Consider the following 24,362-nt stretch of genomic DNA (forward strand, 5'->3'; position numbering starts at 1 on the left):
GGAGGCCGTCGTGATCCTCGTCCCCGCCGCCGTCCCCCGTACCGCGCCCGCCCTCCGGCGGCTGATCGATCCCGCACAGCGCCCGGCGGTCCTCGCCGGACTGACCGTCGAGGCCCTGCCCCCCGGTGTCCACGTCGAGCAACTCCCCTGCACCGGGCCAGAGTCGGCCACCGTGGTGCTCGCCGGCCGGCTGATCGCGGCCGACCGGATCCTGTCGCCCGGCGAGGCCCTGCACCACCGGTCGGGCCGGGCCTGCCGGTTCACCGCCGTCCGCGGCGCGCCGACCGTGCTGCTCACCGTCCGCCCGGTCGCGTCCGAGGCCGCCATCCCGTCCCAGCGCTCGAACTCACACCCCGCCGACGACCGCCGGCGGGTCACCGTGGAGACCGTGGAACTCGCCCCGGGCGAGGTCCACGGCGTGTCGGCCGGCCCGGGGGCGGACGCCTTCCTGCTGGTCCTCTCGGGCACCGGCGGCTTCCTCGACACCGCCGGAGAGGCGTCGCTGTACCCCGGCGACCTGCTCTACCTGCGGGCGGGGGAGCGCTGCGGCCTCCGGGCCGGCCCGCGCGGGCCCGTCACGGCCGTGCTGGGTCGTGCCGGGGCGCTCGGCCCCGGTCTCCGGGCCGAGCGCCGGGAGGAGCGGGCCCGGTCGCTCCCCTGACCCCGCACCCTCCGGCCCGTCGGCCGTGGCCCCCGCCCGGGGTCGCGGCCGACGGCCGTTCCGGCACCCCGAGGGCTCCGGCCGCCGTCGGATTCCGGGACCGGAATGGGACGGCGAGCCCATGCGACCGGGGCGTCGCGCTCCGCACAGTGGAGACAAGAGCGATCGACCGAACGGTTGCTCGGAACATTGAGGAGAACCACCCCATGGCTACGAACACCGCGACCAAGGCGCTCTGCCTGGCCTCGGCCCTGGCCGGAGCGATCGCCTCAGCCATCGCGTTCAGGAACGCCTGCGCCGTCGCCGCGCCGGCCAAGCCCAGCAAGCCGAACACGACCCCTCCGCCCGCGGACATCTGCACCCTCGGGCAGGGCGACTGCAACCCCTCCTGACTCCGGTGTGACGACCGTGGCGGCGCACCCGCCACCCCGTCCCGTCCAGGCCCCCGGCACCGCCAGTGCCGGGGGCCTCCCCGTGCCCCGAGCCCTTCCCGTGTCGCCTCCGGCTCCTGCGCCCGCCGTCCCGGGTACGGGCCCGGCACCCGAACGGGCTAACCCGCCCCCGTCCCGCCCGGGGCGTCCGTCGCGCCGGTGGCGCCCGCCGCACCGGCAGTACCAGCAGCACCGGCGGCGCCGGGTGCACCGGCCGCCGCCGAGCGCGGCAGCACCGCCACCACCCGGGTGCCGGGAGTGCCCGGCAGCGACTCCACGGTGCAGTGCCCGCCGATCTCCGCGGCGCGGTCCGCCATCGAGCGCAGCCCCACCCCGCCCGGCCCGTCCCCGTACGGCCCCTGCGGCGACCGCTGCTCCAGCCCGTCGCGGCCCGCCGCACCGCCGCCGTCCCCGCCCCCGGCTCCGGTCCCCGTCCCGACCCCGACCCCGTCGTCCCGGACGGTCAGGGTGAGCGCCGCGTCGTCGACCCGCACCGTCACCTCGGCGGTGCGGGCCCGGGCGTGCCGCAGCACGTTGTTCAGCGCCTCGGCGACGATCCGGTAGGTCGCCACCTCCACGGCGGCCGGCAGCTCGGGCAACGGGTCCGGGCGCAGGTCGGCCGTGACGGTGAGCTCGGCGGTGTCGAAGCCGGCGGCCAGCTGCCGGATCGCCCGGGCCAGCCCGAACTCGCCGAGCGGGGCGGGGCCCAGCCGGTCGGTGATCCGCCGGACCTCCCTGATCGCCATCGCGAGGCCGTCCGAGATGCCGTGCAGCGTCCCGCCCAGGCGGTCCTCCCCGCCACCACCGGCGGCGGCGTTGTCCACTCTCAGCCGCAGCCCCGCCAGCGCGGGCCCGAGGCCGTCGTGGATGTCCCGGCGCAGCCAGCGCCGCTCCTCCTCGCGCGCGGCGACGATCTGCTCCCTGCTGGCCTGCAGGTCCTCCAGGAGCTGCAGGGACGCCACGGCGGGGGAGGCCTGGTCGGACAGCGAGCGCAGGATGTCGATGTCGCTGGCGTCCAGCTCCTGCTCGCCCTCGCGCAGGCCGACGGTCAACTCGCCGATCGGCGCGCCGCGGTGGACCAGCGGGAAGGCCTGCCTCCGCCCGTCCAGGCGGCCGACGGCGGCCAGCCGGCGCTGCCCGGCCCGGGTGGCGACGGTCAGGGCGACGCCGGGCAGCCGCAGCTGCTCCGCGACGGCGGCGCACAGCGCGTCCGGCAGCCGTTCCGGCTCGCCGACCTGCCGCACCCGCCCGGCCAGGGTCCGCAACACCTGGTAGGGGTGGGCGCGTTCGCCGTAGTACAGGTGGTCGATCAGGGAGACCGCCCGGCGGGTGGCCCGGGGCAGGCCCGCGCCGAGCGCGAAGACCAGCCCGATCAGCAGCAGCGCGGCCCCGCCCCGCCCGGGCACCAGCCAGCTCGACAGCACGGCCGCCAGCACCACGAACAGCGTCAGCAACCCGGTGGCCAGCAGCAGCCCGGTCAGCACGCTGCGGGCCGCCCGGTCGAGCCGCCAGCCGCCGTCGCGGATCACCAGGTAGCCGATGGCGACGGCCCAGACGGCCCCGGCGACGGCGAAGACGGTGTAGCTGAGCCAGTAGTGCTCCTGGTAGTTGTGCGTGTAGAAGTCCTGCATGCCGGCGAGGAGCAGGTACGCGGCCAGCAGCCCCGCCACGTGCGCCCGGTGCCGCAGCGCCCAGTCCTTCCGGGGGTCCGCCGCCGGCGGCCGCGCGGGCCGGACCAGGCGTACCAGCAGGACGAGCGCGGCGAAGCCGATGAGCAGGTAGTTGACGGGCTGGTAGAGGTCGAGGAGCCGGTTGGAGAGGTGCCCGAAGAACGTCGCGGGGGCGGTGTCGGCCAGCGGGTTGGGGTGGCCGAAGGCGTTGGTGCGGTGCAGGAACCAGAGGTTGGCCGGCAGCTGCCACAGCGCGACCGCCCCGATGTACCACCACCAGTGGCGGCTGGTCAGCCGTCCGGAGGGGAGCCAGAGCGGCAGCACGTAGAACAGCGTCGCGCTGACCACGTCGCACACCGCGCGCAGCGCCACCGTCGCGCCGACGATGCCCGGGTCGGAGACCTCCACCCACACCGGGGCGGAGGCCGCGTTGGGCAGGATCAGGGCGAGCGCGTAGCAGAGCATCACCCAGCCCAGCGGGCTGCCCGGGCGGTGGGCGTGCAGCAGCATCCCGGCACCGGCGGTGGGCAGCGCGTAGATCAGGGTGCCGAGCTCGTTGCGCGGGTAGGTGATGGCGGGGTCGCCGAGATGGACGAGCACGTAGCAGGTCCAGAGCATCGACACGACCAGGCAGACCGAGGTGACGGTGGCCGCCGCGGCTAGCTGCCGTCGGGCGGGGGACGGTCCGGAACCGCGCCGGGAGGGCGCGCGGCCGGACCGGGGAGAGGTCACCGTGATCATGGAACCGCCTCGAAATGGACTGGGGGTGTGGTCCACCGGCCGGAATGTGGTGCGCCGGTACTGGTCGGCCGGCACACGGTCCAGTCTCGGCTGCCCGGTGTCCCGGGCGCGTGGGGCAGCGGTCCCGCTTTCCGGCCGGGACGGGACGGGTCGGGGCCGGCGGGCCGCCGCGCCCGGGAGCACCCCGGAGAGGGGCAACTCCGAGCATGTCACGGAAAGTCACGAGATCATCGCTGGTAGTGTCGGCCGGGTGGATGAACAGCCGCCGGTGGCACCCCCGGGGCGGGCGCCCGACGCCCCGCCCGTCCGTGTACTGATCGTCGACGACCACCCCCTCTTCCGGGAGGGGCTCAAGGTGGCGCTGGAGAGCGCCGAGGGCGTCGTGGTGGTGGCCGAGGCCGAGCGGGTCGCGGACGTGTCCGGGGCCGTCGAACGGCACCGTCCCAACGTCGTGATCATGGACCTCTCGCTGCCCGACGGCTCGGGCCTGGAAGCCGTCCGGCGGCTCTCGGCGCAGGAACAGGCGCCGCCGGTGCTGATGCTGACCATGTCCGACGACGACGGCAACCTGCTCGCCGCCCTCCAGGCCGGTGCGCGCGGCTACCTGGTCAAGGGCGCCGGGCGGGAGGAGGTGCTGCACGCGGTGCGCACCGTCGCGGCGGGCGGCGCCGTCTTCGGCGGCGAGGTCGCCGGGCGGATCACCGCCCTGCTCGCCGGCGCCCGGATGCGCGAGGCGGAACAGCTCTTCCCGGAGCTCACCGCGCGGGAGGCCGAGGTGCTGGACCTGGTCGCGCGCGGCCTGGACAACCGGCGGATCGCCCGGGAGCTGGTGGTCGCGGAGAAGACCGTCCGCAACCACGTCACCCACATCTTCGAGAAGCTGCACGTCGCCACCCGGGCCGAGGCCGTCGCCCGGGCCCGGGACATGGGCCTCGGCGACGGCTGAACGGGGCCGGGGTGCCGGGGGTCCTGGACGCGCCGGGGTGCCGCGGGTGCCGCGGGACGGAACCGGGGGTGCCGGTCCGCCGACCGGCACCCCCGGGGGTCCCTCCGTGGTCTTTCCCGACGGGTGACTACGGCTGCATCTCGTACGCGCCCGACAGCCCCTCGACCATCGCCCACACCGCGTCGGCGCGCACCGCGTTGGCGACCGGCCGGCGCACGTTCGCCAGCGCCCAGGCGGCCTGCTCCTCGGTGGTCGAGGACTTGCCGTGCAGCTCGGTGGCGTGCGCGGAGAAGTCGCGGACCAGCGCGTCGAAGATCTGGTCCAGCACGTCCTCGTCCAGGCCGGTCAGCTCGGCCTGCTCCAGCACCAGCTGGCCGTAGACGATCAGCGCGAAGAGCTGGCCGATCTCCAGCAGGAAGTCCAGGTCGGCCTGCTGCTCCTTGCTCGGCGCGTGGCTGAGCAGCAGCTCGCAGAAGCCGTCGGCCTGCTCGCGGAAGCGGGCGACGTTCGGGACCTGCGCGTGGCGGTCGTAGGCCGTGCGCCAGTCGTGGAAGCGGATCGCGCCCAGGCCGCGGGCCGCGCCCTGGCGGAACAGGAAGGCGTCGTCGGCGGCGTCCAGGCGGCTCGGCACCGGCGCGTACTCGGTCGGGGCGAACAGGTAGTTGCCCATGAACTTGAGGATCAGCGCCAGGTTGACGTGGACGGTGCCCTCCAGCTTCGGCAGGCCGCGGATGTCCTTCGCCGCCTTGTCGAAGTAGGTGTCCGCCTCGAAGCCCTTGGCCGCGATGACGTCCCACATCAGGTCGATGACCTTCTCGCCCTCGGTGGTGACCTTCATCTTGGTCATCGGGTTGAAGAGCAGGTAGCGGCGGTCCTCGGGGGAGGCGGTGCGGAAGTAGTCCACGGCGCGCGCGCTGAACAGCTTCATCGCCACCAGGCGGGCGTACGCGTCGGTCAACTCGCGGCGCACGTGCGGGAAGTCGGTGACCTTGCGGCCGTACAGCACCCGGTTGTGGGCGTGCGTGACGGCCTCGTACATCGCGTGCTCGCAGATGCCGACGGAGGCCGTGCAGAGGTTGAACTTGCCGACGTTGACGGTGTTCAGCGCCGCGTCGAAGGCGGCCTGGCCGGTGTGCAGCACGTCCTCGGCGCGCACCGGGTAGTCCTCGAGCCTGAACTCGCTGACGTACATCTGGGCGTTCACCACGTTCTTGACCAGGTGGTACGCCTCGTGGCGGCTGTCGGCGGCGAAGAAGACGTAGCCCTCCGGGCCCTCGACGTCCGAGCGGCGGCCGAAGACCGAGACCAGGCCGGCCACGTTGCCGTTGCCGATGTAGTACTTGGAGCCGGTCGCGGTGAAGCCGCCCTCGCCGTCGGGGGTGAGGATCATGTCGGTGGAGTAGATGTCGGCGCCGTGGGTGCGCTCGGAGAGCCCGAACGCCATCACGTGACCCTCCGTCAGGAGCTTGGCAGCACGGGCCCGGACGGCCTCGTTGCCGCTCTGCCAGACCGGGCCGAGGCCGAGGATGGTGACCTGCCAGGTGTACCAGTAGCCGAGGCCGTAGAAGCCGAGGATCTCGTTCAGCTCGGCGATCCGGGCGGTGTCCCAGCGCTTGCCGGCGTCGGCCGAGGACGGCGTCAGGAACTCCGCGAACAGGCCCTCCTTGGCGGCGAACTCGAGGAAGTCGCCGTACCAGCTGCGGTCGATGTAGGTGTCGATCAGCGCCTTCTTGCCGCGGGACTCGAACCAGTCCACGGTCGCGCGCAGCAGCCGGCGGGTCGGCTCGTCGAACTGCGCGGGGTCGTACGTACGCGGGTTGAAGAGCATCACGGGCTCCCGGGGGTCGAGGGTGTGTCGGGGGGTGTGGGTCGGTCGGGCGGCTGTCGGCCGGGCGGGGCGACTGACGGATCACGGGTTTCAGATGACAGGTGACAGATTTCAGATTTCATCATCTGTCATTCGTCATCCGTCGGCGGGCGTCCGGTGTCCGGCGCCCGCCTTCGGCCGTCCGTCCGGCGCCCTTCGTCGATCGGTCCTCCGGCCCGGGTTCCCCGCCGTGCGCCGTCCGCTGTTCGATCGTCGGATCCGGTGGCGGGGCGCCGGGCGGAGTCGTCAGGACTGCCGGTCGGCGGCGAGGCGGTGGAGCGTTTCGAGCACGTCGTCGAGCCAGGCGAGGGTCATCCGCTCGTACTCGATGCCGCCGCGCAGCACCACGTGCTGGAGCTCCTGGCGGGTGTCGAGCGAGGTGAGGTCGGGGAAGTCGCGCTGTTCGCCGTGCAGGTAGCGGGCGAGCAGGGCGGCGTGTCCCTCGCGGTGCCGTTCGACCTCGGAGATCAGCGCGGCCGGGTCGTCGAAGGCGGCGGCGCGGATCTTGACCGCGAGCTCGTGGCGGACGGTCTCCGGTTCGACCGGTTCGCGCAGCCAGCCGGCCAGTGCGGCCCGGCCGGGCTCGGCGGCCGAGTAGACCTTCTTGTCTGGTCTGCCGTCCTGGGCGACCTCCTCGGCGGCGACCCAGCCGTCGGCCTCCATGCGTCGCAGCACCCGGTAGATCTGCTGGTGGGTGGCGGTCCAGAAGCGGCCGATGGAGCGGTCGAACCGCCGGGCCAGCTCGTAGCCGGAGCCGGGCTGCTCCAGGAGGGATACCAGGATCGCGTGCTCCAGTGCCATGCCCGCATCCTGCTATGCAACGAGTTGCATAGGCAATGGGGCCTCGGGCCGGTGAGACGCAGGTCACCGGCGTGATCGGATGGTTATCGATCATTTCGGACAATCAGGTACAAAACGTTAGAGAAGGGCCAGAATGGGTACGGGGCAAGCGCCTTCCATGTTCCGAACCGTAGGAGGTGGTATCGGTGTCTACCCAGATCCCGATGGGCATGGAACACCACCCGGACATCGTGGAACTCCGGGAACACTACGAGCGGGTCACCTCGACCCCCCGGGCCCAGGGCGTGGAGGCCCTGGCCGTACTGGCCGGTCTCTTCCTGGCCGCGTCGCCGTGGATCGTCGGCTTCACCGCGTTCAGCACCCTGACCGTCACCTGTCTGATCGTCGGCCTGGCCTACTGCCTGCTGATGGCGGGCTACGGATCGGCCTACGAGCGCACGCACGCGAGGGCCTGGGCGGCCACCGCGCTCGGCGCGTGGACGATCATCTCCCCCTGGGTCGTCTCCGGGTCGGTCGCGCACGGCAAGAACATCGTCACCTGCGTCATCGTCGGCGCCGTGATGTTCCTGCTCGGACTCGCGGCGATCTCGATGGCCACGATCACGTCGAACGGAGCTGCGATGCGGCTCGGCCGGGCCGGCCGAGCGAAGGACTGATCCTCCCCTCGTCGGGGTCCGGGGCGCGGAGGACGGAACCGACCTCCGCGCCCCGGCATGCGCCGCCCGCCGCACCGGCGGGCGGCGCGCCGCGTCGGGGGCGGGTCAGGGGCGGGTCATCCGCAGCACGTCCAGGGCCTCGTCGAGCTGCTCCGCGGTGAGCGCGCCCCGCTCCAGGTAGCCGCGTTCCAGGACGACCTGGCGGATCGTCTTGCGCTCCGCGAGGGCCTGCTTGGCGACCTTGGCGGCCTCCTCGTACCCGATGTACCGGTTCAGCGGCGTCACCACCGAGGGCGAGGACTCCGCGTACTCGCGGGCCCGTTCGACGTTGGCGGTGATGCCGTCCACCGTCCGGTCCGCCAGCAGCCGGGCGCTGTTGGCCAGCAGTCGCACCGACTCCAGCACGTTGCGGGCGATCACCGGGAGCATCACGTTCAGCTCGAAGTTGCCGCTCGCGCCGGCCAGCGTCACCGTCGCGTCGTTGCCGACCACCTGCGCGGCGACCATCAGCACCACCTCGGGCAGCACCGGGTTCACCTTGCCCGGCATGATCGACGAACCGGGCTGCAGATCAGGCAGGTTGATCTCGCCGAGGCCGGTGCGCGGCCCGGAGCCCATCCACCGCAGGTCGTTCGCGATCTTCGTGAACCCGACTGCCACCGTGCGCAGTTGGCCGCTCAGCTCGACCAGGGCGTCGCGCGCGCCCTGCGCCTCGAAGTGGTCCCTGGCCTCGGTCAGCGGCAGCTCCGTGGCGCGGGCCACCTCCTCGATGACCGCGGCCGGGAAACCGGGCGGGGTGTTGATGCCCGTGCCCACCGCCGTGCCGCCGAGCGGGAGTTCGGCCACCCGGGGGAGCGTGGCCAGCAGCCGCTCGCGGCCGTGCCGCACCTGGGCCGCGTAGCCGCCGAACTCCTGGCCGAGGGTGACGGGCGTGGCGTCCATCAGGTGCGTCCGGCCGGACTTGACCACCTGCGCGAACTCGGCGGCCTTGCGCTCCAGGGCCTCCGCCAGGTGCTCCAGTGCCGGGATCAGGTCATGGGTGACGGCGGCGGTCGCGGCGATGTGGATCGACGACGGGAACACGTCGTTGGACGACTGACTGGCGTTGACGTGGTCGTTCGGGTGGACCGGCCGGCCCAGCCGCTCCGTCGCCAGGGTCGCGATCACCTCGTTGGTGTTCATGTTGGACGAGGTGCCCGACCCGGTCTGGAACACGTCCACCGGGAACTCGCCGTCCCAGCGCCCGTCGGCGACCTCCTCGGCCGCCGCCGCGATCGCCGCCGCGGTCTCCTCGTCGAGGACGCCGAGGCGGGCGTTCACCCGGGCCGCCGCCGCCTTGATCCGGGCCAGGGCCGCGATGTGCGCACGTTCCAGCCGCTGACCGGACACCGGGAAGTTCTCCACGGCCCGCTGGGTCTGCGCCTGCCACTTCGCGGCGGCCGGCACCCGCACCTCGCCCATCGAGTCGTGCTCGATCCGGAACGCGGACCCGCCCTGCCGGCGGTCGTCCTGCCGCTCCACCTGCTCGTCACCCATCGCGCGCTGCACCTCCTGAACGGGCCGGTCCGGCCCCCGGGCTGTCTTCGATCACCACAGCCGCGCGCGGGCCCCGGGTATTTCCGACGGTGCCCGGGACCGTCCGGGCGGCCGAATCCGCCAGGGCGCGCCCCGGGCAGGACCCGGCGGGGTGCCGGGCGGGACCCCGGGGGCCCCGCCGTCGTCCGGCAGGGTCATGATCACTCGAACGGATGAATACTCGCGTGGAGCGCTTCAAACGGCCGTGCGCCGCTTCGTACGCTCCTGCCGGGCCACCACGACACGGTTGGCCATGACGAGGGGGCGGACGGATGACGACGACGGGGCGCGACGGGGCTGCGGGGGCGCACGCGGGTGGGGGCGCGAACGCCGATTCGTGCGGAGGCGTGAACACGGGCCTGAAGCCGGGCACGGGCCTGAAGCCGGGCACGGGCGTGAACCCGGGGACGGGCGTGAGCGCGGAGACCGCGGACCCGACCGGGGACACGGCCCGCCGGGGTCGGGCCGACGCGCGGGGCGCGGGCCGGGCGGCCGGTGGGGGAGCCGGCCTCACCCGGCGGCAGCTGCTCGGCGCCTCCGCCGCCCTCGGCGGCGCGGCCTGGCTGCTGCGCGGCACCGTCGGCCCGGACAGCGCCGAGGCCTCGACCCCGGCTCCGCCCGGACTGCCCGCCGGCACCGAGCTGTACCAGCGGGTGTTCCAGAACTGGTCCGGGGAGATCCGCACCGACCAGCTGTGGACCTGCGCGCCGCGCACCCCCGAGGAGGTCCCGGCCCTGGCGGACTGGGCCCACGCCAACGGCTGGCGGCTGCGCGCCACCGGCTACCGGCACACCTGGGCGCCGCTCACCGTCGCCGACGGCACGCCCGGCAGCGCCCGCGTCCTGCTGCTGGACACCAGCCGCCACCTCACCGCGATCACCGCCGACTCGCCGACCACCGTGCGCGCCCAGACCGGCGCCACCATGGAGGACCTGCTGGCCCACCTGGCCGGCCGTGGACTCGGCCTGACCGCCTGCCCGGCCCCCGGCGAACTCACCGTCGGCGGCGTGCTCGCCATCGGCGGCCACGGCACCGCCGTCCCCGCCACCGGCGAACTCCGGCCGGACGGGCAGGGTTACGGATCGGTCAGCAACCAGGTCGTCCGGCTCACCGCCGTCGTCCTCGACCCGGCCACCGGCCGCTACGCGCTGCGCACCTTCGACCGTGCCGAGGCCGACACGGCCGCCTTCCTGGTGCACCTGGGCCGGGCCTTCCTCACCGAAGTCGTGCTGCGGGCCGGCGCCGACCGCCCGCTGCGCTGCGTCAGCCGCCTCGACATCCCGGCGAGCGAACTCTTCGCCCGACCCGGAACCGCCGGTGGTGCCGGCGGTGCCGGTGCCGGTGCCGGTGGTGGGTCCGGCTCCGGTTCCGGGAGTGGCGGCGGACTGCTCGGCGGTGTCCTCGGCGGCCTCCTCGGCGAGGGCGGCGGGCCCCGCACCTTCGCCGAGTTCGTCGAACGCGACGGCCGCGCCGAGGCGATCTGGTTCGCCTACACCGACTACCCGTGGCTCAAGACCTGGAGCGTCACCCCCGCCAAGCCGCTCGCCTCCCGAGCCGTCGACGAGCCCTACAACTACCCCTTCTCGGACATCGTTCCGGAGCCCGTGGCGCGGCTGGCCGGCCAGATCGTCGCCGGCGCCTGGGGATCGGCCCCGCTCTTCGGCCAACTCCAGTACCTGATCGCCAAGGTGGCGCTCACCGGCGACCTCACCGACGTCCTGCTCTCCGGCGGAGTCCTGCGGGACCTGCTCTCCGGCGACCTGCTCACCCACCTGCTCGCCGGCGGCCTGCGGTCCGACCTCTGGGGCCCTTCGCGCACCCTGCTGCAGTACGTCCGCCCCACCACCCTGCGGGTCACCGCGAACGGGTACGCCGTCCTCGCGCGGCGCGCCGACCTGCAGTGGGTTGTCAGCGAATTCGCCTCCTACTACCGGCAGTTGCTCGCCGAGTACCAGTCCCGCGGGGAGTTCCCGGTGAACGGCGCGGTGGAGATCCGGGTCACCGGCCTGGACGACCCAGGCGCGGTCGGGGTGCCGGGGGCGCGCCCGCCGCTGCTGTCCGCGCTGCGCCCGCGGCCGGACCGGCCGGAGTGGGACACCGCCGTCTGGCTCGACGTCCTCGCCTTCCCCGGCACCCCCGGCCTGGAGCGCTTCGCCCGGGACCTGGAGCAGTGGCTGCTGCGCACCTTCGACGGCACCCGGGCGGGTCTGCGGGTCGAGTGGTCCAAGGGCTGGGCCTACACGGCCGGGGCGGCCTGGTCCGATCCGGACGTGCTCGGCCGGGTCATCCCCGCCAGCCTGCGCGACGGCGGCGGGCCCGGCTGGGACGAGGCGGTCGCCGTCCTGGACCGCCACGACCCGCACCGGGTGTTCGGGAACCCGTTCCTGGACGGCCTGTTGAAGTGACCTGGCCGGCCGGCAGGTTGGCCGGATGGCTGGTCGGCCGGTGCGGGCGGGCCTCGCAAGGGCTCCTCCCGAGGATCCCGGCCGGACGGGCAGTGGTGGCGAATCGTCAGATGTGCTCCATCACGATCACCGCGAGGGTGTCCGGTGCCAGTGCGCGGAAGACGTGCGGGGCGTCGCCCGGGTAGCTCACGTAGTCGCCCGGGCCCAGTTCGACGGGTGCCTCGGTCGGGCCGACCAGCGCCCGGCCGGAGCCGATCATCACGTGTTCGACGGTGCCGGGCATGTGCGGGTCGGAGGCCCGGGTCTCGCCCGGCTGGGCCTCGATCCGGTAGATGTCGCGGCGGGCGTTCGGCGGGCACGAGGACAGCACGGTGGCTGCGTAGTCGGCGCGCTCGGAGTGCGTCACCGGACCCTCGCCGGCCCGGATCACCTTGACCGCCGGCCGGGGCGGATCGACCAGACGGCTGAACGGGACGTTCAGGGCGACGCCGAGCGCCCAGAGCGTCTCCACGCTCGGATTTCCGGCGCCCGACTCCAGCTGCGAGAGCGTCGACTTGGCGATGCCCGCACGCCGCGCCAGCTCGGCCATCGACAGCCCGCTGCGCTCGCGTTCGCGCCGGATCGACGCGGCGATCAGGCTGATCAGCTCCACGCCCGAGCCCGCGGGCGGGGCGGTCCGGTCACTCATGCTTGCCACTCGCGCATTCTCCCTGGCTCCTTCTGCCGCTCCGGCTGGTGCCGTTCATGCTGCCACTGTCGACGGCGGCTGCCTCCGGCACCTGCGTTCGCTCTGTCGGTTCATTCGTTCGGCTTGACGAACCCCGCTCGGCGGGTTCACTCTGATGGACATGCGTTCGCTCCTCCGAACACTGGAACATGCCACCCTCCGTGACATCGCTCTGGTCTGCCTGGCCGACGCCCTCGTCGGCGCCTCCTTCGGCGCGATCAGCGTCTCCGGCGGCCTGCCACTGTGGGTGCCGATCGCCCTCTCCGTCCTCGTCTTCGCCGGCGGCTCCCAGTTCGCGGCCGTCGGTGTGGTGCTCTCCGGCGGCGGCGCGCTCGCCGCGGTCGCCACCGGGCTGGTGCTCAACGCCCGGCTCCTGCCCTTCGGCTTCACCGTGGCCGACGCGCTCGAAGGCCCCCTGTGGCGGCGGCTGTTCGGGGCCCAGCTGATCACCGACGAGAGTGCCGCCTTCGTCCTGCGCCAGGACGACGGGCGCCGGCGCCGGGCCGCGTTCTGGCTCTGCGGCGTCGCGCTGTACCTGGTGTGGAACGTCTCGGTGCTGCTCGGGGCCCTCGCCGGCGGGCTGATCGGCGACACGGACGCGCTGGGACTCGACGCGGCCTTCCCCGCCGTCCTGCTCGCACTCGTCCTGCCCTCGCTCACCGACCGCCGCACCCGCACCGCGGCCGTCGTGGGCGCCGTCGTGGCCGTCGCCGCCACGCCGTTCGTCCCGGCGGGGCTGCCCGTCCTGCTCGCCCTGGTGGGGCTGCTGTTCGCCGGAGGGCCCGGAGCCCCCGGTGTGTCGGAGGTCGGTGTGTCGGAGGTCGGCGGGTCGGAGTCGGTGGTGCCGACGGCGCCGGGCGGGGTTTCGGGTGGGGCGTCGGGTGGGGCGTCAGGCGGGGTACCGGCGGTGGCGGCGAACGTCGGCGCGGCCGAGAAGGAGGAAGTCCGATGATGCCGCTGTACGCCGTCCTGCTGTTGGCCGTCGGGACGTACGCCTTCCGTCTGGCCGGGCCGCTCCTCGGCCACCGGCTCGCACTCTCGGAGCGCCTGCGGCACCTGCTCGCCGTGGCGGCGGCCGTCCTCCTGGTCGCTCTGGTGGCGACCGGGGCCCTGACGCAGGGGCACGGCTTCGCGGGCGTGGCCCGTCCGGCCGGTGTGCTGGTCGCCGGAGTGCTCGCGCTTCGCCGGGCTCCGTTTCCGCTGGTGGTCGTCGCGGGGGCGGTGACGACGGCGCTGCTCCGGTTGTGCGGGGTCGCGTGACGGGCTGCGCGGACCGGGAGGCGTGACGGTCGCACGCGCCCGGGCGGGCTTCGACGAGCCCGACGGCGAACGGATGACAGCGAACAGCGAACAGATGACAGATGACAGATTTCGAAATCTGAAATCTGTCATCTGTTCGCCGTCATCCGTCATCCGTCATCCGTCAGCTGACCGCGGGACCACCGCCCAGGGCCTTGAAGAAGATCGTCGTCGGATGCGGGACGCCGGCGGGATCGGTCGCGTAGTCCGGTACCGAGCCGACCCTGGTCCAGCCGCCCGCCTCGTACATCCGTTCCGCCGGGCTGCCCGTCTGGGTGTCCAGCACCAGCAGTCGCAGCCCCAACTCGCCCGCCTGCTCCTCCAGGGCCGCCAGCAGCCGCCCGGCGAGCCGTTGCCCGCGGTGCTCCGGATGCACCATCAGCTTGGCGACCTCGCCGCGGTGCCGGCCGTTCGCCGTCGCCGCGGGCCGCAGCTGGACCGTCCCGGCGAGCCGCCCGCCGTCCACCGCCCGGACCGTCCACAGCAGCAGCCGTCCGGTCTCGAGGTCCGGGGCGAGCGCCCGCCACCACGCGACGGCCTCGGCCTGCCCCAGCGGTGCGAGGAACCCGAGCGAGGCGCCGCCGCGGACGGTGTCCGCCAGCAGCGCGGCCAGCTCCTCCGCCGCACCGGGCAGTTCCTCCGCCGTCACCCGGCCGACCGCGTACCGCACACCGCCCACCCCGCCGGCGGAACCGTTGCCGTCGCCGTCTGCGGTGCCACCGACGGGGCCGCCCCGCCGGCCGTGCTCCGCGCCCGCGGGCCTGCCGCCGTCCATGTCGCTTTCCTCACTCGTTCGCGCCCGCCCGCCGCCCTCCCGGGTGCGGAATACTCGCCGGTACTCCGCCGAGACTACAAGGAGCTTCAATGACGAAGCCGACCCGGATCGACCCGTCCGACCTGCTCGCCGTCGGCGACCTCCTCTCCGACGAGGAGCGGCTGATCCGCGACACCGTCCGCCGGTTCACCGAGGAACGGATCCGCCCGCACATCGGCGACTGGTTCGAGCGCGGCGTCTTCCCGGCCCGCGAGCTGGCCCCCGAGCTCGGCGCCCTCGGCGTGCTCGGGATGCACCTCGACGGTTACGGCTGCGCCGGCGCCGGGGCGGTCGCGTACGGGGTCGCCTGTATGGAGCTGGAGGCCGCGGACTCGGGGCTGCGAAGCTTCGTCTCCGTCCAGGGCTCGCTCGCCATGCGGTCGATCCACGCGTTCGGCTCCGAGGAGCAGAAGCAGCGGTGGCTGCCCGGGATGGCCGCCGGTGAGCTGATCGGCTGCTTCGGCCTCACCGAGCCCGACTTCGGGTCGGACCCGGCCAACATGCGCACCCGGGCGGTGCGCAAGGGCGGCGACTGGGTGCTGTCTGGCAGCAAGATGTGGATCACCAACGGCAGCATCTCCGACGTCGCCGTCGTCTGGGCGCAGACCGAGGAGGGTGTGCGGGGCTTCCTGGTCGAGCGCGGAGCCCGTGGTCTGACCGCCACCGACGTGCACGGCAAGCTGTCCCTGCGCGCCTCGGTGACCAGCGAACTCGCCTTCGACGAGGTGGTCCTGCCGGCCGACGCCGTCCTGCCCGGCGTCACCGGTCTGCGCGGGCCGCTCTCCTCCCTCAACGAGGCCCGCTACGGCATCCTCTGGGGCACCGTCGGCGCCGCCCGCGACTGCTACACCGCGGCCCTCGACTACGCGAAGTCCCGGATCCAGTTCGACCGCCCGATCGCCGGCTTCCAGCTCACCCAGCAGAAGCTCGTCGAGATGATGCTGGAGGTCGAGAAGGCCTACCTGGTCGCCCTGCGGATCGGCCGGCTCAAGGAGGAGGGCGCCGCCCGCCCGCCGCACATCAGCTTCGGCAAGCTGAACAACGTCCGCACCGCGCTGGAGATCGCCCGCAGTGCCCGGACGGTCCTCGGAGCCAACGGCATCACCACCGAGTACCCGGTCCTCCGGCACGCCAACAACCTGGAGTCGGTGCTCACCTACGAGGGCACCAGCGAGATCCACACCCTGGTGCTGGGCGAGACCATCACCGGCGAGTCCGCGTACCGCTGACCCGGCGCCGGCCGTCCCGGGTGCCGGGGTACTCCGGCACCCGGTGCGGCTCTGGTAAGCCTCCGGGGCGCGCCTCGGCGTCCGCGGTCCGCCAAGGCCGCTGGGGAACCCGGCCGCTGGGAACCCGGCCGCCGGGAAATCCGGTGGCCGGGTCCGCCGTGGCCCGGCTACCGTCCCGGCCATGGAGAACCGGCCCACCGCGAGCGGCACCGCCCCGACCACCACCCTCTGGCGCCCGACCGGCCCCGAGGAACTGGCCCTGGTCGAGGCGTCCGGCCGGCGTGCCTGGCCGCCCCGGCTGCCCGAGCAGCCGATCTTCTACCCCGTCCTCGACGAGGACTACGCGATCCGCATCGCCCGCGACTGGAACGTCCCGGCCTCCGGCGTCGGCTACGTGACCCGCTTCGAGGTCGACACCGCCTTCCTCGCCCGCTACCCCGTGCAGCAGGCGGGCGGCCGGACGATCCTGGAACTCTGGGTGCCGGCCGAGGAGTTGGCCGAGTTCAACCGGAACATCGTCGGCCGCATCGAGGTCGTCCACACGTTCCACCCCCAGCCGTGACGGGCCGCTCCGTGACGAGTCGGGCGGTGACGGGCCAAACGGCGGAGGGCCGGGCGGTGACGGGCCGGGCTACGGCGGGCCAGGCCGGGCCCGGCCGCGTGCTGCTCACCTCCGCCCAGCGGACCAGCACCACCGCCCTGCTCGTCGAGGCCGCCGCCGGGCGGGGTCTGGCCACCGCCGTCCTCGACGGCCCCGCGACCGTCGAGCGCCTCGCCGGGCGACCCCTCCACTGGTACGGCGGCCCGTTCGCGGCCGCCCGGGTAGCCGGCCCGCTCGGCCTCGCCCTGCTCGAACCCGAGGACGACTGGCTCACCCGCCTGCCCGCGGAGTACACCCGCCGCCGGATCGAACTGACCACCCTCGCCGAGGCGTGGGCGCTGCGCCGTCCGGCGTTCGTCAAGCCACCTGCCGACAAGTCGATCCCGCCCGCCGTCTACCCGGACGGCACCCGGCTGCCGCGCACCGGTGACCGGATCGGCCCCGACACGCCCGTCCTGGTCAGCGAGCCGGTGACCTTCGCCGCCGAGTACCGGCTGTTCGTCCGCGACGGCGAGGTGCTCACCGGCAGCCGCTACGCCCGCTTCGGACGGCTCGACCCGGCACCGCTGGACGCCGGGGCGACCGCCTTCGCCCGGCGCCTGCTCGCCGACGTCGGCGAGACCCTGCCGAGCGGGGTCGTCCTGGACGTCGGCCCGATCGCCGACCCCTACGACCCGGCCGTGCACTGGGCCGTCGTCGAGGCGAACATGCCGTGGTTCGCGCACTGCTACGCCGCCGACCCGGACCGCGTCCTGGACGTGGTGCTGCGCGCGGCCGGACCGGCCGCGGAACTCGCCGCGGCCGACCGCCGGTTCGTCCGTACCGCCGCCTGACACCTGGCGGACACCCGGCGTTCGGCGGGCGGACGCCGGGCGGTACGGCGGGAGGTGAAACATGGCGCGGTCGGCGGCGCCCTCGGCGGGCGCGGCCGGGTGTGCACGACCGAAAGGAAGCCCTGCCATGTCCGCTGCCCAGTGGCCCCGCCCCCGCGTGCTCGTCGTCGGGATCGACGGTGTCCGCCACGACTACCTGGAGCACGTGCCGATGCCCCGGCTGCAGGAGGTCGCCGAGGCCGGTTTCCTGGTGCCGGTCACCGTCGCGGACACCACGCCCACCATGTCCGGGCCGTGCTGGGCCACCATCGTCACCGGGGTCGAGCCCGCCAAGCACGGCGTCTGGGGCAACCACCTCGCGGGCAACCGGCTCGACGTCTTCCCCGACTTCGCGACCCGGCTCGCCCGCGGTGACCGCCGCCGCACCTTCGTCGCGGCCGGCTGGGACCCTCTGGTGATCAACCAGTCCGGCGGCCCGCTGTTCCGCGCCCCCGGCCGGCTCTCCTACGTCTCCCCGGCGGAGGACACCCCCGAGGCATGGGAGACCGTCGACGAGGAGGTCACCCGGGAGGCCGTCCACGTCCTGTCCACCGCCGACCCGGAGGCGTCCTTCGTCTACCTCGGCGCCGTCGACGAGACCGCCCACTTCCTCGGCTGCGGCGAGGAGTACCGCGCGGCCATGCGCGCCGCGGACGAGCGCCTCGGCCGGCTGCTCGACGCCGTCCGCGGCCGGGCGACCCACGCCGACGAGCAGTGGACCGTCATCGTCGTCACCGACCACGGGCACGTCGACGCAGGCGGGCACGGCGGCCGCACCCCCGAGGAGCGCACCGCCTGGGTCGCCTGCGCCGGGCACGACGTCCCGGCCGGTCCGCCCACCGGGGAGATCCGCCACCCGGACGTCGCCGCCCAGGTGTACGCCTCCCTGCTGCGCCCCATCGACCCGCACTGGACCCTCGACGGTCGGCCCTTCCCGCTCGCCCGACCGGTGTCCGCGGCCCCCGCGGCCCCCGCGGAGCCCGTGACGCCCGCGGAGCCCGTGACGGTCTGAGCGGGGCGGCACCCCGCCCCACCCCTCCGTCCGCCCCGGAGGGAGCCTCAGATCGGCCCGCCGGAACGACCCGGACGCCACCTCAGAAACCCGGCGCCGCCCCCCGGGTGCAGCACACCGGGCTGCGCCGGAGCCGCACCTGAGTGACGCTCGATCGGGGCCCCGGCAAGGCCCGACCGCCGCAGGACACCGCCGCGAGGGCGGCCTACCCCTGAGACCCGGCCGCCGGACATACCTCTGAAGGTGGAGACCGTACCCCGTGGGATGGAGGCGAGATCTCGACCTGGTGGTGACGCTCCGGCCGGGCGGCGCACGCCACGATGGATACACCCGGGCGGCGGACGTCGCGGACCGGGCCGGGGGCGGTCACCGACACGGCGACCGGCCTCGCAAAGGCAACGGACACGGAGAGGGCAGACGGGCATGAAGGGCATCGTGAGCAAGGTCGCGCTGGGAGTCGCGGGCACCGGCATGGCCGTCGCCGTGGCAGCCGTGGCAGTCGGCCCGCGGGTGTCCGAGTGGTACGACGGGCGCCACCAGGAGCACGCCTCCTTCGCGAGCGGGAGCCAGGCCAAGGCCGAGCGCCGCTCGATGCCCACCTGGCTGCCCGACAACGCCTCCGCGGTGCAGTACCTGATGTCGACGACCGGTGACGACCGCCTGCTGCGCGCCACCCTCCCGGACGGCCGGCTGCCCGTCGGCTGCACCACGGGCATGCCCGGCAGGTCCGCACACTCGGTGCCCGTGACGCTCAAGGCCGGCTGGTTCCCCGAGGGCGTCGCGGCCAAGGCCAGCGCGACCTGCGGGCACTACAACGTCACCCTCACCGGCAACCAGCTCTATGCGTGGCAGGACGGCGCGGCGGTCCAGGCGGCGCTGCGCGCCGAGCGGCCGACCAAGCACTGACCCGCCGGACTCCTCGGTTCCACGGCCCCTCGGCTCCACGGCCCCACCGGGACTCGGTCGTCCCTCGACCGGCCCACCGTCCTTCCCCGACCGGCCCGTCCCGCACCCCCGTGCGAGGCGGGCCGTCGTCGTGTGCAGACCGTCCGCAGGTCCCCCGCAGGCCGTACGGCGGCGGCGCGGGCGCCGCTCGGGGGCCTTGAGCACGGCCGACGCTGAACCACCTGGTGGACCCCCGCTGTCGGAGGCGCCCCGGGCTGCGATAGGACGGAGCTGGACGAACGCGTCCCGCCCCCTGTCCCGCCCCGCCCCCGTTCCGTGAGGAGCCCCATGCCCGGCCCGACCGTCGGCCCCGCCGGTGACACGTCGACCACCACCTCCGCCACGACCGCCACCGACCGGGGCGGGACCGGCCGGGCCACCGTCGCCGTCCTCGGCGGTCTCGTCGCGCTCGGCCCGCTCACCACGGACCTCTACCTGCCCGGGCTCCCCGACATCGCGCAGGAGCTGGCCGCCGACCCGGCCGCCGTCCAGCTCACCCTCACCTTCTCGATGTTCGGCGTGGCGTCCGGGCAGCTGCTCTTCGGACCCCTCAGCGACCGCTTCGGCCGCCGCCCGCCGCTGCTCGCCGGACTCGCCCTCTTCACCCTGGCCAGCGTGGTGTGCGCGATCGCGCCGAGCCTGACGGTGCTGATCGTCGCCCGCTTCGTCCAGGGCGCGGCCGGATCCGCCGGACTGGTGATCGGCCGGGCCGTCGCCCGGGACCGCTTCCAGGGCGTCGCCATGCTGCGCTTCCTGGCCTCGATCGCCCTGATATCCGGGCTGGCACCGATCCTCGCCCCGATCGTGGGCGCGCAGCTGATGCGGTTCACGTCCTGGCGCGGCACCTTCGGCGCGCTCACCGCGCTCGGACTGCTGCTCACCCTGGTCGCGTTCGGCGCGCTGCGCGAGACGCTGCCGCCGCACGCCCGCAACGGGGGCGGCGTCGGCGCGGCGCTGCGCACGATGGGCGGGCTGCTGCGCGACCTGCCGTTCCTCGGGGTGGCGCTGACCAGCGCCTTCGCGTACGGCGCGCTGTTCGGCTACATCAGCGGGTCGTCGACGGTGTTGCAGCACGTGTACCGGGTCTCGCCCCAGACCTACAGCCTGCTGTTCGGGGCGAACTCACTGGCCATCGTCGTCATGACCCAGCTGAACGGGCGGGTGCTGGCGAAGCGCTTCACGGCGCGGGCGCTGATGCTGGCCGGGCTCGGGACGGCGGTGGCCGCGGGGGCCGTGCTGGTGCTGACGACGACGGTCTGGGACTTCGGTCTGCTCGGGTTCTGCCCGCCGCTGTTCGTGATGATGGGCAGCATGGGCGTGCTCCTGCCGAACACGGCGGCGCAGGCGCTGAGCCTGGTGGAGCCGCCGGCGGCGGGGACGGCCTCGGCGCTGCTCGGCACCGGGAACTTCCTGTCCGGGGCGGTGGTCGCGCCGCTGAGCAGCCTCGGCGGGAAGCCGTCGGCCGTGCTGCTGGCCGTGGTCGTCCTGGCCTGCGGGGTGCTGGCCACGGTGACCTATCTGACGCTGTGCCGGGCGTCGAAGGCGCAAACAGATGACAGCTGACAGATGATGAAATCTGTCAGCTGTCATCTGAAATCTGTTACTCGTTATCCGTCACCCGCGAGCTGATCGTCAGGCGATCGCGAAGTCGTCCCCGTAGACGTTCCCCTGGCCGTACCAGCCGTGCAGGTACACGGTGACGGTGCCGGAGGCGCCGGTGGTGAAGGGGACGGTCAGCTTCGTCCAGCCGGTGGCGTTCGCCCAGGTGCTGCCGGTGGCCCCGCCGCTGACGCCGAGGTAGGCGTAGTTGCCCTGGACCCAGCCGCTCAGCGTGTAGCTGGTGTTGGGCTTCAGGGTGACGGTCTGCGAGCACTCGCCGGTCTGGCCGCCGGTGGCCGCCGCCTGCAGCGCGTAGGACCCGGAGTGGGCCGGGGTGGAGACCACGGCGCCGCCGCTCTGGCAGGTCCACGGGGCGAGGCTGCCGCTCTCCAGGCCGCCGTTGACCAGACCGGTCGGCGGGGTCGTTCCGGTGACGGTCAGCGTGTAGGCGGCGGTGTGGCTGCCGGACGGCCCGCTGGCGGTCACCGTGAGCGGGTAGGTGCCCGCGGCGGCCGCCGCGGTGGTGGCGATGTTGAGGGTGGCGCCGGTGCCGGCGGTGACGCTGCCGGGGGTCACGGTGGCGGTGACGCCGGTCGGGGCGCCGCTGACCGAGAGGGTGAGGCTCTGGGCCGAACCCGCCGTCACCGCGGTGGCGACGGCCGCCGAGGCGGACGAACCGGCCGCGACGGTACCGGAGTTCGGGTTCACCACGACGGAGAAGTCGTTGCCCGGCTGGGTGCCGGTGACGTTCAGGGTGAACACGCTGCTGTGGCTGCCGGAGGCGGCGCTGCCGGTGACGGTCAGCGGATAGGCGCCGGGCGCCACGGCCGCGGTGGTGGTGACGTTGAGGGTGGCGCCGGTGCCGGCGGTGACGCTGCCGGGGGTGACGGTGGCGGTGACGCCGGTCGGGGCGCCGCTGACCGAGAGGGTGAGGCTCTGGGCCGAACCCGCCGTCACCGCGGTGGCGATGGCCGCAGAGGTCGACGAACCGGCGCTGACCGTGGCCGAGTTGGGGTTGACGGCGACGGAGAAGTCGTTGTTCACCGTCGAGCCGCTGGTGAACGGCGCGAAGATGTGGGTGAAGTCCCAGGTGTTCTGGTTGATCCCGGAGCAGGAGTCGTCGCCGGACTTGCCCGGGCAGCCTCCGTTGTCGCGCTGGAGCGCCCAGAAGGACAGCGTGTTGATGCCCTTCGACACCGCCCAGTTGTAGACGGTGGTGGCGTTGGCGACGGTGAAGGTCTCGGCTGCGCCGAAGTCGTCGATGCCGACCATCTCGGTGATCCCGATCGAACCCCACAGCTGCGCGGGGGTCTTGGACGGGTAGAGCTTGGCGAGCTGGTTGTAGAGGCCCTGCGCCGAGGTCTGGGTGTCGGCCGCCATGTCGTGGGCGGCGTTGTCGTAGTAGTCGAAGGTCATCATGTTGACGACGTCGATCCGGGCGTTGTTGGTGACCGCGTTCTTCAGTACGGCGAGGCCGCTGGAGGCCAGCCCGCTGGTGGTGGTCGGCAGCGTGTACGAGAACTGGACGTTGCGCCCGTTGGCCGCGGCCCAGTCCTGCACGACCTTGATCGCCTTGTTGCGGCGGTCGATCCCGGCCGTGTTGGTCAGCGAGTTGTCCTCGATGTCGAGGTCGATCCGGCTGATGTCGTAGGTGGTGATCAGGTTCTCGTAGGCGGCCGCGATCTGGTTGACGTCGGTGCAGCTGTCGGCCAGTTCGGTGCCGGTGTTGTCGGCGGTGTAGCCGCCGAAGGAGGGGATCACGTCCCCGCCGTTGGCGCGGATGGTGGCGATGTCGGCGCCGAAGGTCGAGCTGGAGACGGGCTTGGAGGTGTCGCCGTTCCAGTACGGGGTGCAGGAGCCCTTGGTGGCGGCCTGGAGGAAGGCCATCGTCAGGTACTTGGCGCCGGACTGGGCGGCCAGGGTGGCGGGGCTCTGCCCGGTCCAGGACTCGAAGTAGGGGGCGAAGACCCGGCTGGGGAGCGGGGTCGCGGCCTGGGCGGTGCCCGTTCCGGCGGCGACCAGGCCGGCCGAGGCGGCCAGGGTGGCGCAGGCGGTCAGGGCTGCCTGGATCGTTCTGCGTAGACGCATGGGTTCTCCAACATTCGTGGTGGGGCGGGACGTTGGCGATTCGGACTGGTGCGGGCCCAGGACCTGCGGGGGCGGTCCGGCCGGATCGCGGCGGCCGTGTGGGGTCGGCCGGGCGGCTCCGGGCGTGCCGGTCCGGGCGGGAAGGCGCAAGGGCGTACGGACGTGCGGGTGCGTGGACGTGCAGGTGCGTGGACACGGATACACGGATACACGGATACACGGGGGCAAGGGGACATGTCGGCGCGCGGAGGCCCACCGGCCCGCGCGGGGGCGGGTGGCGGTTCGCGGGCGTGCGCGCCGGACGGTGCGGGGGTGGAGCGGAGCAGGGCAGGGCAGTGCCTCAGCCGCCGGTGGTCACACCCCCACAGTGCATCCCGGTCGGATCGACATGCTTATGGTTGGACTAGACCACTTGTCTGTCAAGAGCCCTAACAGTTCGTCAGCACACGGCCGTGGCGGCCCAAGGGGACGTCCCGGCACCTCGGGTGGCGCGGCGGGGAGCCGGGAGCGCGGGCAGGCAGGCCTGCGCTGCGCCGCAGGCGGGCGCGCGGGGTGGGGCCGTGGCCGCGCACCCGTCGCAGGGGCGCGGCCACGGCGGCCCGGCGCTCAGGACGCCGGGCGGTCGGGGCGTGTCGTCGCCGGGGCGGTCCCGCCGGTTCCGGTGGTCCTCACGGTCCGGCGGGTCGGGCGGCGGGTCGCGAGACGGGTCGCGCGGCGGGCTCCGCGGCAGGCTCCGCGGCGGGTCACGCCGGCGGGCAGAGGGTGGCCCGCAGCGCGTCGTTGATCTTCGCGGCGGTGTCCGGCCCGAAGCCCTGCGGGTGGTCGGGCGAGGTGAAGCGCTGGTTGGCCAGCTCGACCAGCTTCGCCTTGTCCTTGGGGAACTGGTACATGGCCTGGCACTGGTTGCGGGCCCGGTCCACGGCCTGGTCGGGCTTGTCGCCGACGATGGCCGGGTCGATCGCCTTCAGTGCCGCCACCAGCTTGTCGGTCAGGCCGCCGTCCGGCTTGGCGGGCAGGCCGGCGTCGGCGGGCGGTGCGGGCTTGGCCGGGGCCGCGGTGGAGCCGCCGTCCGTGGCGGGCGCCGAGGGGGTGGCGGGCGCGGGAGCCCCGGTGGCGCCGGCCGAGGGGGCGGCCGGGTCGGTGGCGCCGGCCGAGGGCGCCGTGGTGGTCGCGGGGGCCGTGGTGGCGCCGGGCGAGGCGGCGTCGGGCGCGGTGGTGGTGGCGGCGGTGGAGGGGGAGCCGGCCGCGGCGGTGGACGTGCCGGAGCCCGTTCCGGAACTGGAGCAGGCAGCGAGGCTCACCGCGGCGAATGCCGTGAGGGTGGCGGCGAGGAGACGAGTGCGCATGGCGTCACACTGTCATGTTCGCGGCGTCGAAGGGAAGATCCCCGTGCGGCGGCCGACGGCCCGGGAGGCGGGCCCGG

21 protein-coding genes are annotated in these 24,362 nt (G+C 74.0%); 13 read left to right on the forward strand and 8 right to left on the reverse strand.

Features of this window, described 5'->3' with window-relative positions:
• Positions 1 to 10: 10 nt before the first annotated feature.
• Positions 11 to 661, forward strand: a complete 651-nt coding sequence (locus ACFYUY_RS01060) for a hypothetical protein (RefSeq protein WP_387896873.1) — start codon at positions 11 to 13, stop codon at positions 659 to 661.
• A 206-nt stretch (positions 662 to 867) separates the two neighbouring features.
• Positions 868 to 1,053, forward strand: a complete 186-nt coding sequence (locus tag ACFYUY_RS01065; RefSeq protein ID WP_360205249.1) for a hypothetical protein — start codon at positions 868 to 870, stop codon at positions 1,051 to 1,053.
• Positions 1,054 to 1,211: 158 nt separating this feature from the next.
• Here the strand turns inward: ACFYUY_RS01065 and ACFYUY_RS01070 are convergent, their stop codons facing one another.
• Entirely contained in the window at positions 1,212 to 3,494 is a 2,283-nt protein-coding gene (locus ACFYUY_RS01070; protein ID WP_387896875.1) for an ATP-binding protein, read from the reverse strand.
• Positions 3,495 to 3,753: 259 nt separating this feature from the next.
• Here ACFYUY_RS01070 and ACFYUY_RS01075 point away from each other — a divergent pair, with 259 nt between their 5' ends.
• Positions 3,754 to 4,449, forward strand: coding sequence for a response regulator transcription factor (locus ACFYUY_RS01075; RefSeq protein WP_360205255.1), 696 nt, complete (start codon positions 3,754 to 3,756; stop codon positions 4,447 to 4,449).
• A gap of 127 nt (positions 4,450 to 4,576) precedes the next feature.
• Here the strand turns inward: ACFYUY_RS01075 and ACFYUY_RS01080 are convergent, their stop codons facing one another.
• Both ACFYUY_RS01080 and ACFYUY_RS01085 read right to left on the reverse strand, forming a co-directional pair.
• Positions 4,577 to 6,277: an acyl-CoA dehydrogenase family protein gene (locus ACFYUY_RS01080; protein ID WP_360205258.1), complete on the reverse strand. Its 1,701-nt coding sequence runs from the start codon at positions 6,275 to 6,277 to the stop codon at positions 4,577 to 4,579.
• A gap of 285 nt (positions 6,278 to 6,562) precedes the next feature.
• Positions 6,563 to 7,117 carry a PadR family transcriptional regulator gene (locus tag ACFYUY_RS01085; protein WP_360205261.1) on the reverse strand — a complete coding sequence of 185 codons (555 nt, stop codon included), beginning with the start codon at positions 7,115 to 7,117 and terminating at the stop codon, positions 6,563 to 6,565.
• Positions 7,118 to 7,302: 185 nt separating this feature from the next.
• Here ACFYUY_RS01085 and ACFYUY_RS01090 point away from each other — a divergent pair, with 185 nt between their 5' ends.
• Positions 7,303 to 7,773 (forward strand): SPW repeat protein, encoded by a 471-nt coding sequence (locus ACFYUY_RS01090; protein ID WP_360205264.1) that lies wholly within the window; start codon positions 7,303 to 7,305, stop codon positions 7,771 to 7,773.
• Between the two features lie 105 nt (positions 7,774 to 7,878).
• On the opposite strand, the gene ACFYUY_RS01095 is transcribed toward ACFYUY_RS01090, so the two are convergent.
• Entirely contained in the window at positions 7,879 to 9,309 is a 1,431-nt protein-coding gene (locus tag ACFYUY_RS01095; RefSeq protein WP_360205266.1) for a class II fumarate hydratase, read from the reverse strand.
• 452 nt (positions 9,310 to 9,761) lie between these two features.
• Here ACFYUY_RS01095 and ACFYUY_RS01100 point away from each other — a divergent pair, with 452 nt between their 5' ends.
• Entirely contained in the window at positions 9,762 to 11,753 is a 1,992-nt protein-coding gene (locus ACFYUY_RS01100; RefSeq protein WP_387896878.1) for a cholesterol oxidase substrate-binding domain-containing protein, read from the forward strand.
• 106 nt (positions 11,754 to 11,859) lie between these two features.
• Here ACFYUY_RS01100 and ACFYUY_RS01105 read toward each other — a convergent pair whose 3' ends face one another.
• Positions 11,860 to 12,441: an XRE family transcriptional regulator gene (locus ACFYUY_RS01105; RefSeq protein WP_360205464.1), complete on the reverse strand. Its 582-nt coding sequence runs from the start codon at positions 12,439 to 12,441 to the stop codon at positions 11,860 to 11,862.
• A gap of 160 nt (positions 12,442 to 12,601) precedes the next feature.
• On the opposite strand from ACFYUY_RS01105, the gene ACFYUY_RS01110 reads away from it, so the two are divergent.
• Positions 12,602 to 13,432, forward strand: coding sequence for an AzlC family ABC transporter permease (locus ACFYUY_RS01110; RefSeq protein WP_360205270.1), 831 nt, complete (start codon positions 12,602 to 12,604; stop codon positions 13,430 to 13,432).
• Positions 13,432 to 13,740 (forward strand): AzlD domain-containing protein, encoded by a 309-nt coding sequence (locus ACFYUY_RS01115; RefSeq protein ID WP_387897488.1) that lies wholly within the window; start codon positions 13,432 to 13,434, stop codon positions 13,738 to 13,740. The genes ACFYUY_RS01110 and ACFYUY_RS01115 overlap by 1 nt, the downstream gene beginning before the upstream one ends.
• A 163-nt stretch (positions 13,741 to 13,903) precedes the next feature.
• Here the strand turns inward: ACFYUY_RS01115 and ACFYUY_RS01120 are convergent, their stop codons facing one another.
• Positions 13,904 to 14,554: a GNAT family N-acetyltransferase gene (locus ACFYUY_RS01120; protein WP_387896880.1), complete on the reverse strand. Its 651-nt coding sequence runs from the start codon at positions 14,552 to 14,554 to the stop codon at positions 13,904 to 13,906.
• An 89-nt stretch (positions 14,555 to 14,643) separates the two neighbouring features.
• Here ACFYUY_RS01120 and ACFYUY_RS01125 point away from each other — a divergent pair, with 89 nt between their 5' ends.
• The 6 genes from ACFYUY_RS01125 to ACFYUY_RS01150 all read left to right on the forward strand — a co-directional run bounded on the left by ACFYUY_RS01125 (position 14,644) and on the right by ACFYUY_RS01150 (position 20,815).
• Positions 14,644 to 15,822: an acyl-CoA dehydrogenase family protein gene (locus tag ACFYUY_RS01125; RefSeq protein ID WP_387896882.1), complete on the forward strand. Its 1,179-nt coding sequence runs from the start codon at positions 14,644 to 14,646 to the stop codon at positions 15,820 to 15,822.
• 181 nt (positions 15,823 to 16,003) lie between these two features.
• A complete protein-coding gene (locus tag ACFYUY_RS01130) occupies positions 16,004 to 16,384 on the forward strand; it encodes an ADP-ribosylation/crystallin J1 (protein ID WP_360205280.1) in 381 nt (126 codons plus the stop codon).
• Between the two features lie 98 nt (positions 16,385 to 16,482).
• Positions 16,483 to 17,256: an ATP-grasp domain-containing protein gene (locus ACFYUY_RS01135; protein WP_387897491.1), complete on the forward strand. Its 774-nt coding sequence runs from the start codon at positions 16,483 to 16,485 to the stop codon at positions 17,254 to 17,256.
• A gap of 127 nt (positions 17,257 to 17,383) precedes the next feature.
• Positions 17,384 to 18,307, forward strand: coding sequence for an alkaline phosphatase family protein (locus tag ACFYUY_RS01140; RefSeq protein ID WP_387896884.1), 924 nt, complete (start codon positions 17,384 to 17,386; stop codon positions 18,305 to 18,307).
• 423 nt (positions 18,308 to 18,730) lie between these two features.
• The gene (locus tag ACFYUY_RS01145; protein WP_360205285.1) at positions 18,731 to 19,213 is read left to right on the forward strand and encodes a hypothetical protein; all 483 of its coding nucleotides are present in this window, start codon (positions 18,731 to 18,733) and stop codon (positions 19,211 to 19,213) included.
• A 327-nt stretch (positions 19,214 to 19,540) separates the two neighbouring features.
• Entirely contained in the window at positions 19,541 to 20,815 is a 1,275-nt protein-coding gene (locus ACFYUY_RS01150) for a multidrug effflux MFS transporter (RefSeq protein ID WP_360205288.1), read from the forward strand.
• A gap of 69 nt (positions 20,816 to 20,884) precedes the next feature.
• Here the strand turns inward: ACFYUY_RS01150 and ACFYUY_RS01155 are convergent, their stop codons facing one another.
• Both ACFYUY_RS01155 and ACFYUY_RS01160 read right to left on the reverse strand, forming a co-directional pair.
• Positions 20,885 to 22,939, reverse strand: coding sequence for a glycosyl hydrolase family 18 protein (locus ACFYUY_RS01155; protein WP_387896887.1), 2,055 nt, complete (start codon positions 22,937 to 22,939; stop codon positions 20,885 to 20,887).
• Positions 22,940 to 23,682: 743 nt separating this feature from the next.
• Complete coding sequence (locus tag ACFYUY_RS01160) at positions 23,683 to 24,285, reverse strand: hypothetical protein (protein WP_387896889.1); 603 nt, start codon at positions 24,283 to 24,285, stop codon at positions 23,683 to 23,685.
• Between the last annotated feature and the right edge of the window lie 77 nt (positions 24,286 to 24,362).

The sequence above is a fragment of the Kitasatospora sp. NPDC004745 genome (assembly GCF_042873275.1).
Taxonomy (GTDB): Bacteria; Actinomycetota; Actinomycetes; order Streptomycetales; family Streptomycetaceae; genus Kitasatospora.

What these genes read in the sequence shown, in the direction of transcription:
- ACFYUY_RS01110 (WP_360205270.1), top strand. Translation starts at nt 12,602, where the DNA reads ATGCGTTCGCTCCTCCGAACACTGGAACATGCCACCCTCCGTGACATC.
- ACFYUY_RS01145 (WP_360205285.1), top strand. Translation starts at nt 18,731, where the DNA reads ATGAAGGGCATCGTGAGCAAGGTCGCGCTGGGAGTCGCGGGCACCGGC.
- ACFYUY_RS01095 (WP_360205266.1), bottom strand. Translation starts at nt 9,309, where the DNA reads ATGGGTGACGAGCAGGTGGAGCGGCAGGACGACCGCCGGCAGGGCGGG.
- ACFYUY_RS01160 (WP_387896889.1), bottom strand. Translation starts at nt 24,285, where the DNA reads ATGCGCACTCGTCTCCTCGCCGCCACCCTCACGGCATTCGCCGCGGTG.
- ACFYUY_RS01085 (WP_360205261.1), bottom strand. Translation starts at nt 7,117, where the DNA reads ATGGCACTGGAGCACGCGATCCTGGTATCCCTCCTGGAGCAGCCCGGC.
- ACFYUY_RS01140 (WP_387896884.1), top strand. Translation starts at nt 17,384, where the DNA reads ATGTCCGCTGCCCAGTGGCCCCGCCCCCGCGTGCTCGTCGTCGGGATC.
- ACFYUY_RS01125 (WP_387896882.1), top strand. Translation starts at nt 14,644, where the DNA reads ATGACGAAGCCGACCCGGATCGACCCGTCCGACCTGCTCGCCGTCGGC.
- ACFYUY_RS01065 (WP_360205249.1), top strand. Translation starts at nt 868, where the DNA reads ATGGCTACGAACACCGCGACCAAGGCGCTCTGCCTGGCCTCGGCCCTG.
- ACFYUY_RS01115 (WP_387897488.1), top strand. Translation starts at nt 13,432, where the DNA reads ATGCCGCTGTACGCCGTCCTGCTGTTGGCCGTCGGGACGTACGCCTTC.
- ACFYUY_RS01105 (WP_360205464.1), bottom strand. Translation starts at nt 12,441, where the DNA reads ATGAGTGACCGGACCGCCCCGCCCGCGGGCTCGGGCGTGGAGCTGATC.
- ACFYUY_RS01080 (WP_360205258.1), bottom strand. Translation starts at nt 6,277, where the DNA reads ATGCTCTTCAACCCGCGTACGTACGACCCCGCGCAGTTCGACGAGCCG.
- ACFYUY_RS01120 (WP_387896880.1), bottom strand. Translation starts at nt 14,554, where the DNA reads ATGGACGGCGGCAGGCCCGCGGGCGCGGAGCACGGCCGGCGGGGCGGC.
- ACFYUY_RS01150 (WP_360205288.1), top strand. Translation starts at nt 19,541, where the DNA reads ATGCCCGGCCCGACCGTCGGCCCCGCCGGTGACACGTCGACCACCACC.
- ACFYUY_RS01130 (WP_360205280.1), top strand. Translation starts at nt 16,004, where the DNA reads ATGGAGAACCGGCCCACCGCGAGCGGCACCGCCCCGACCACCACCCTC.
- ACFYUY_RS01155 (WP_387896887.1), bottom strand. Translation starts at nt 22,939, where the DNA reads ATGCGTCTACGCAGAACGATCCAGGCAGCCCTGACCGCCTGCGCCACC.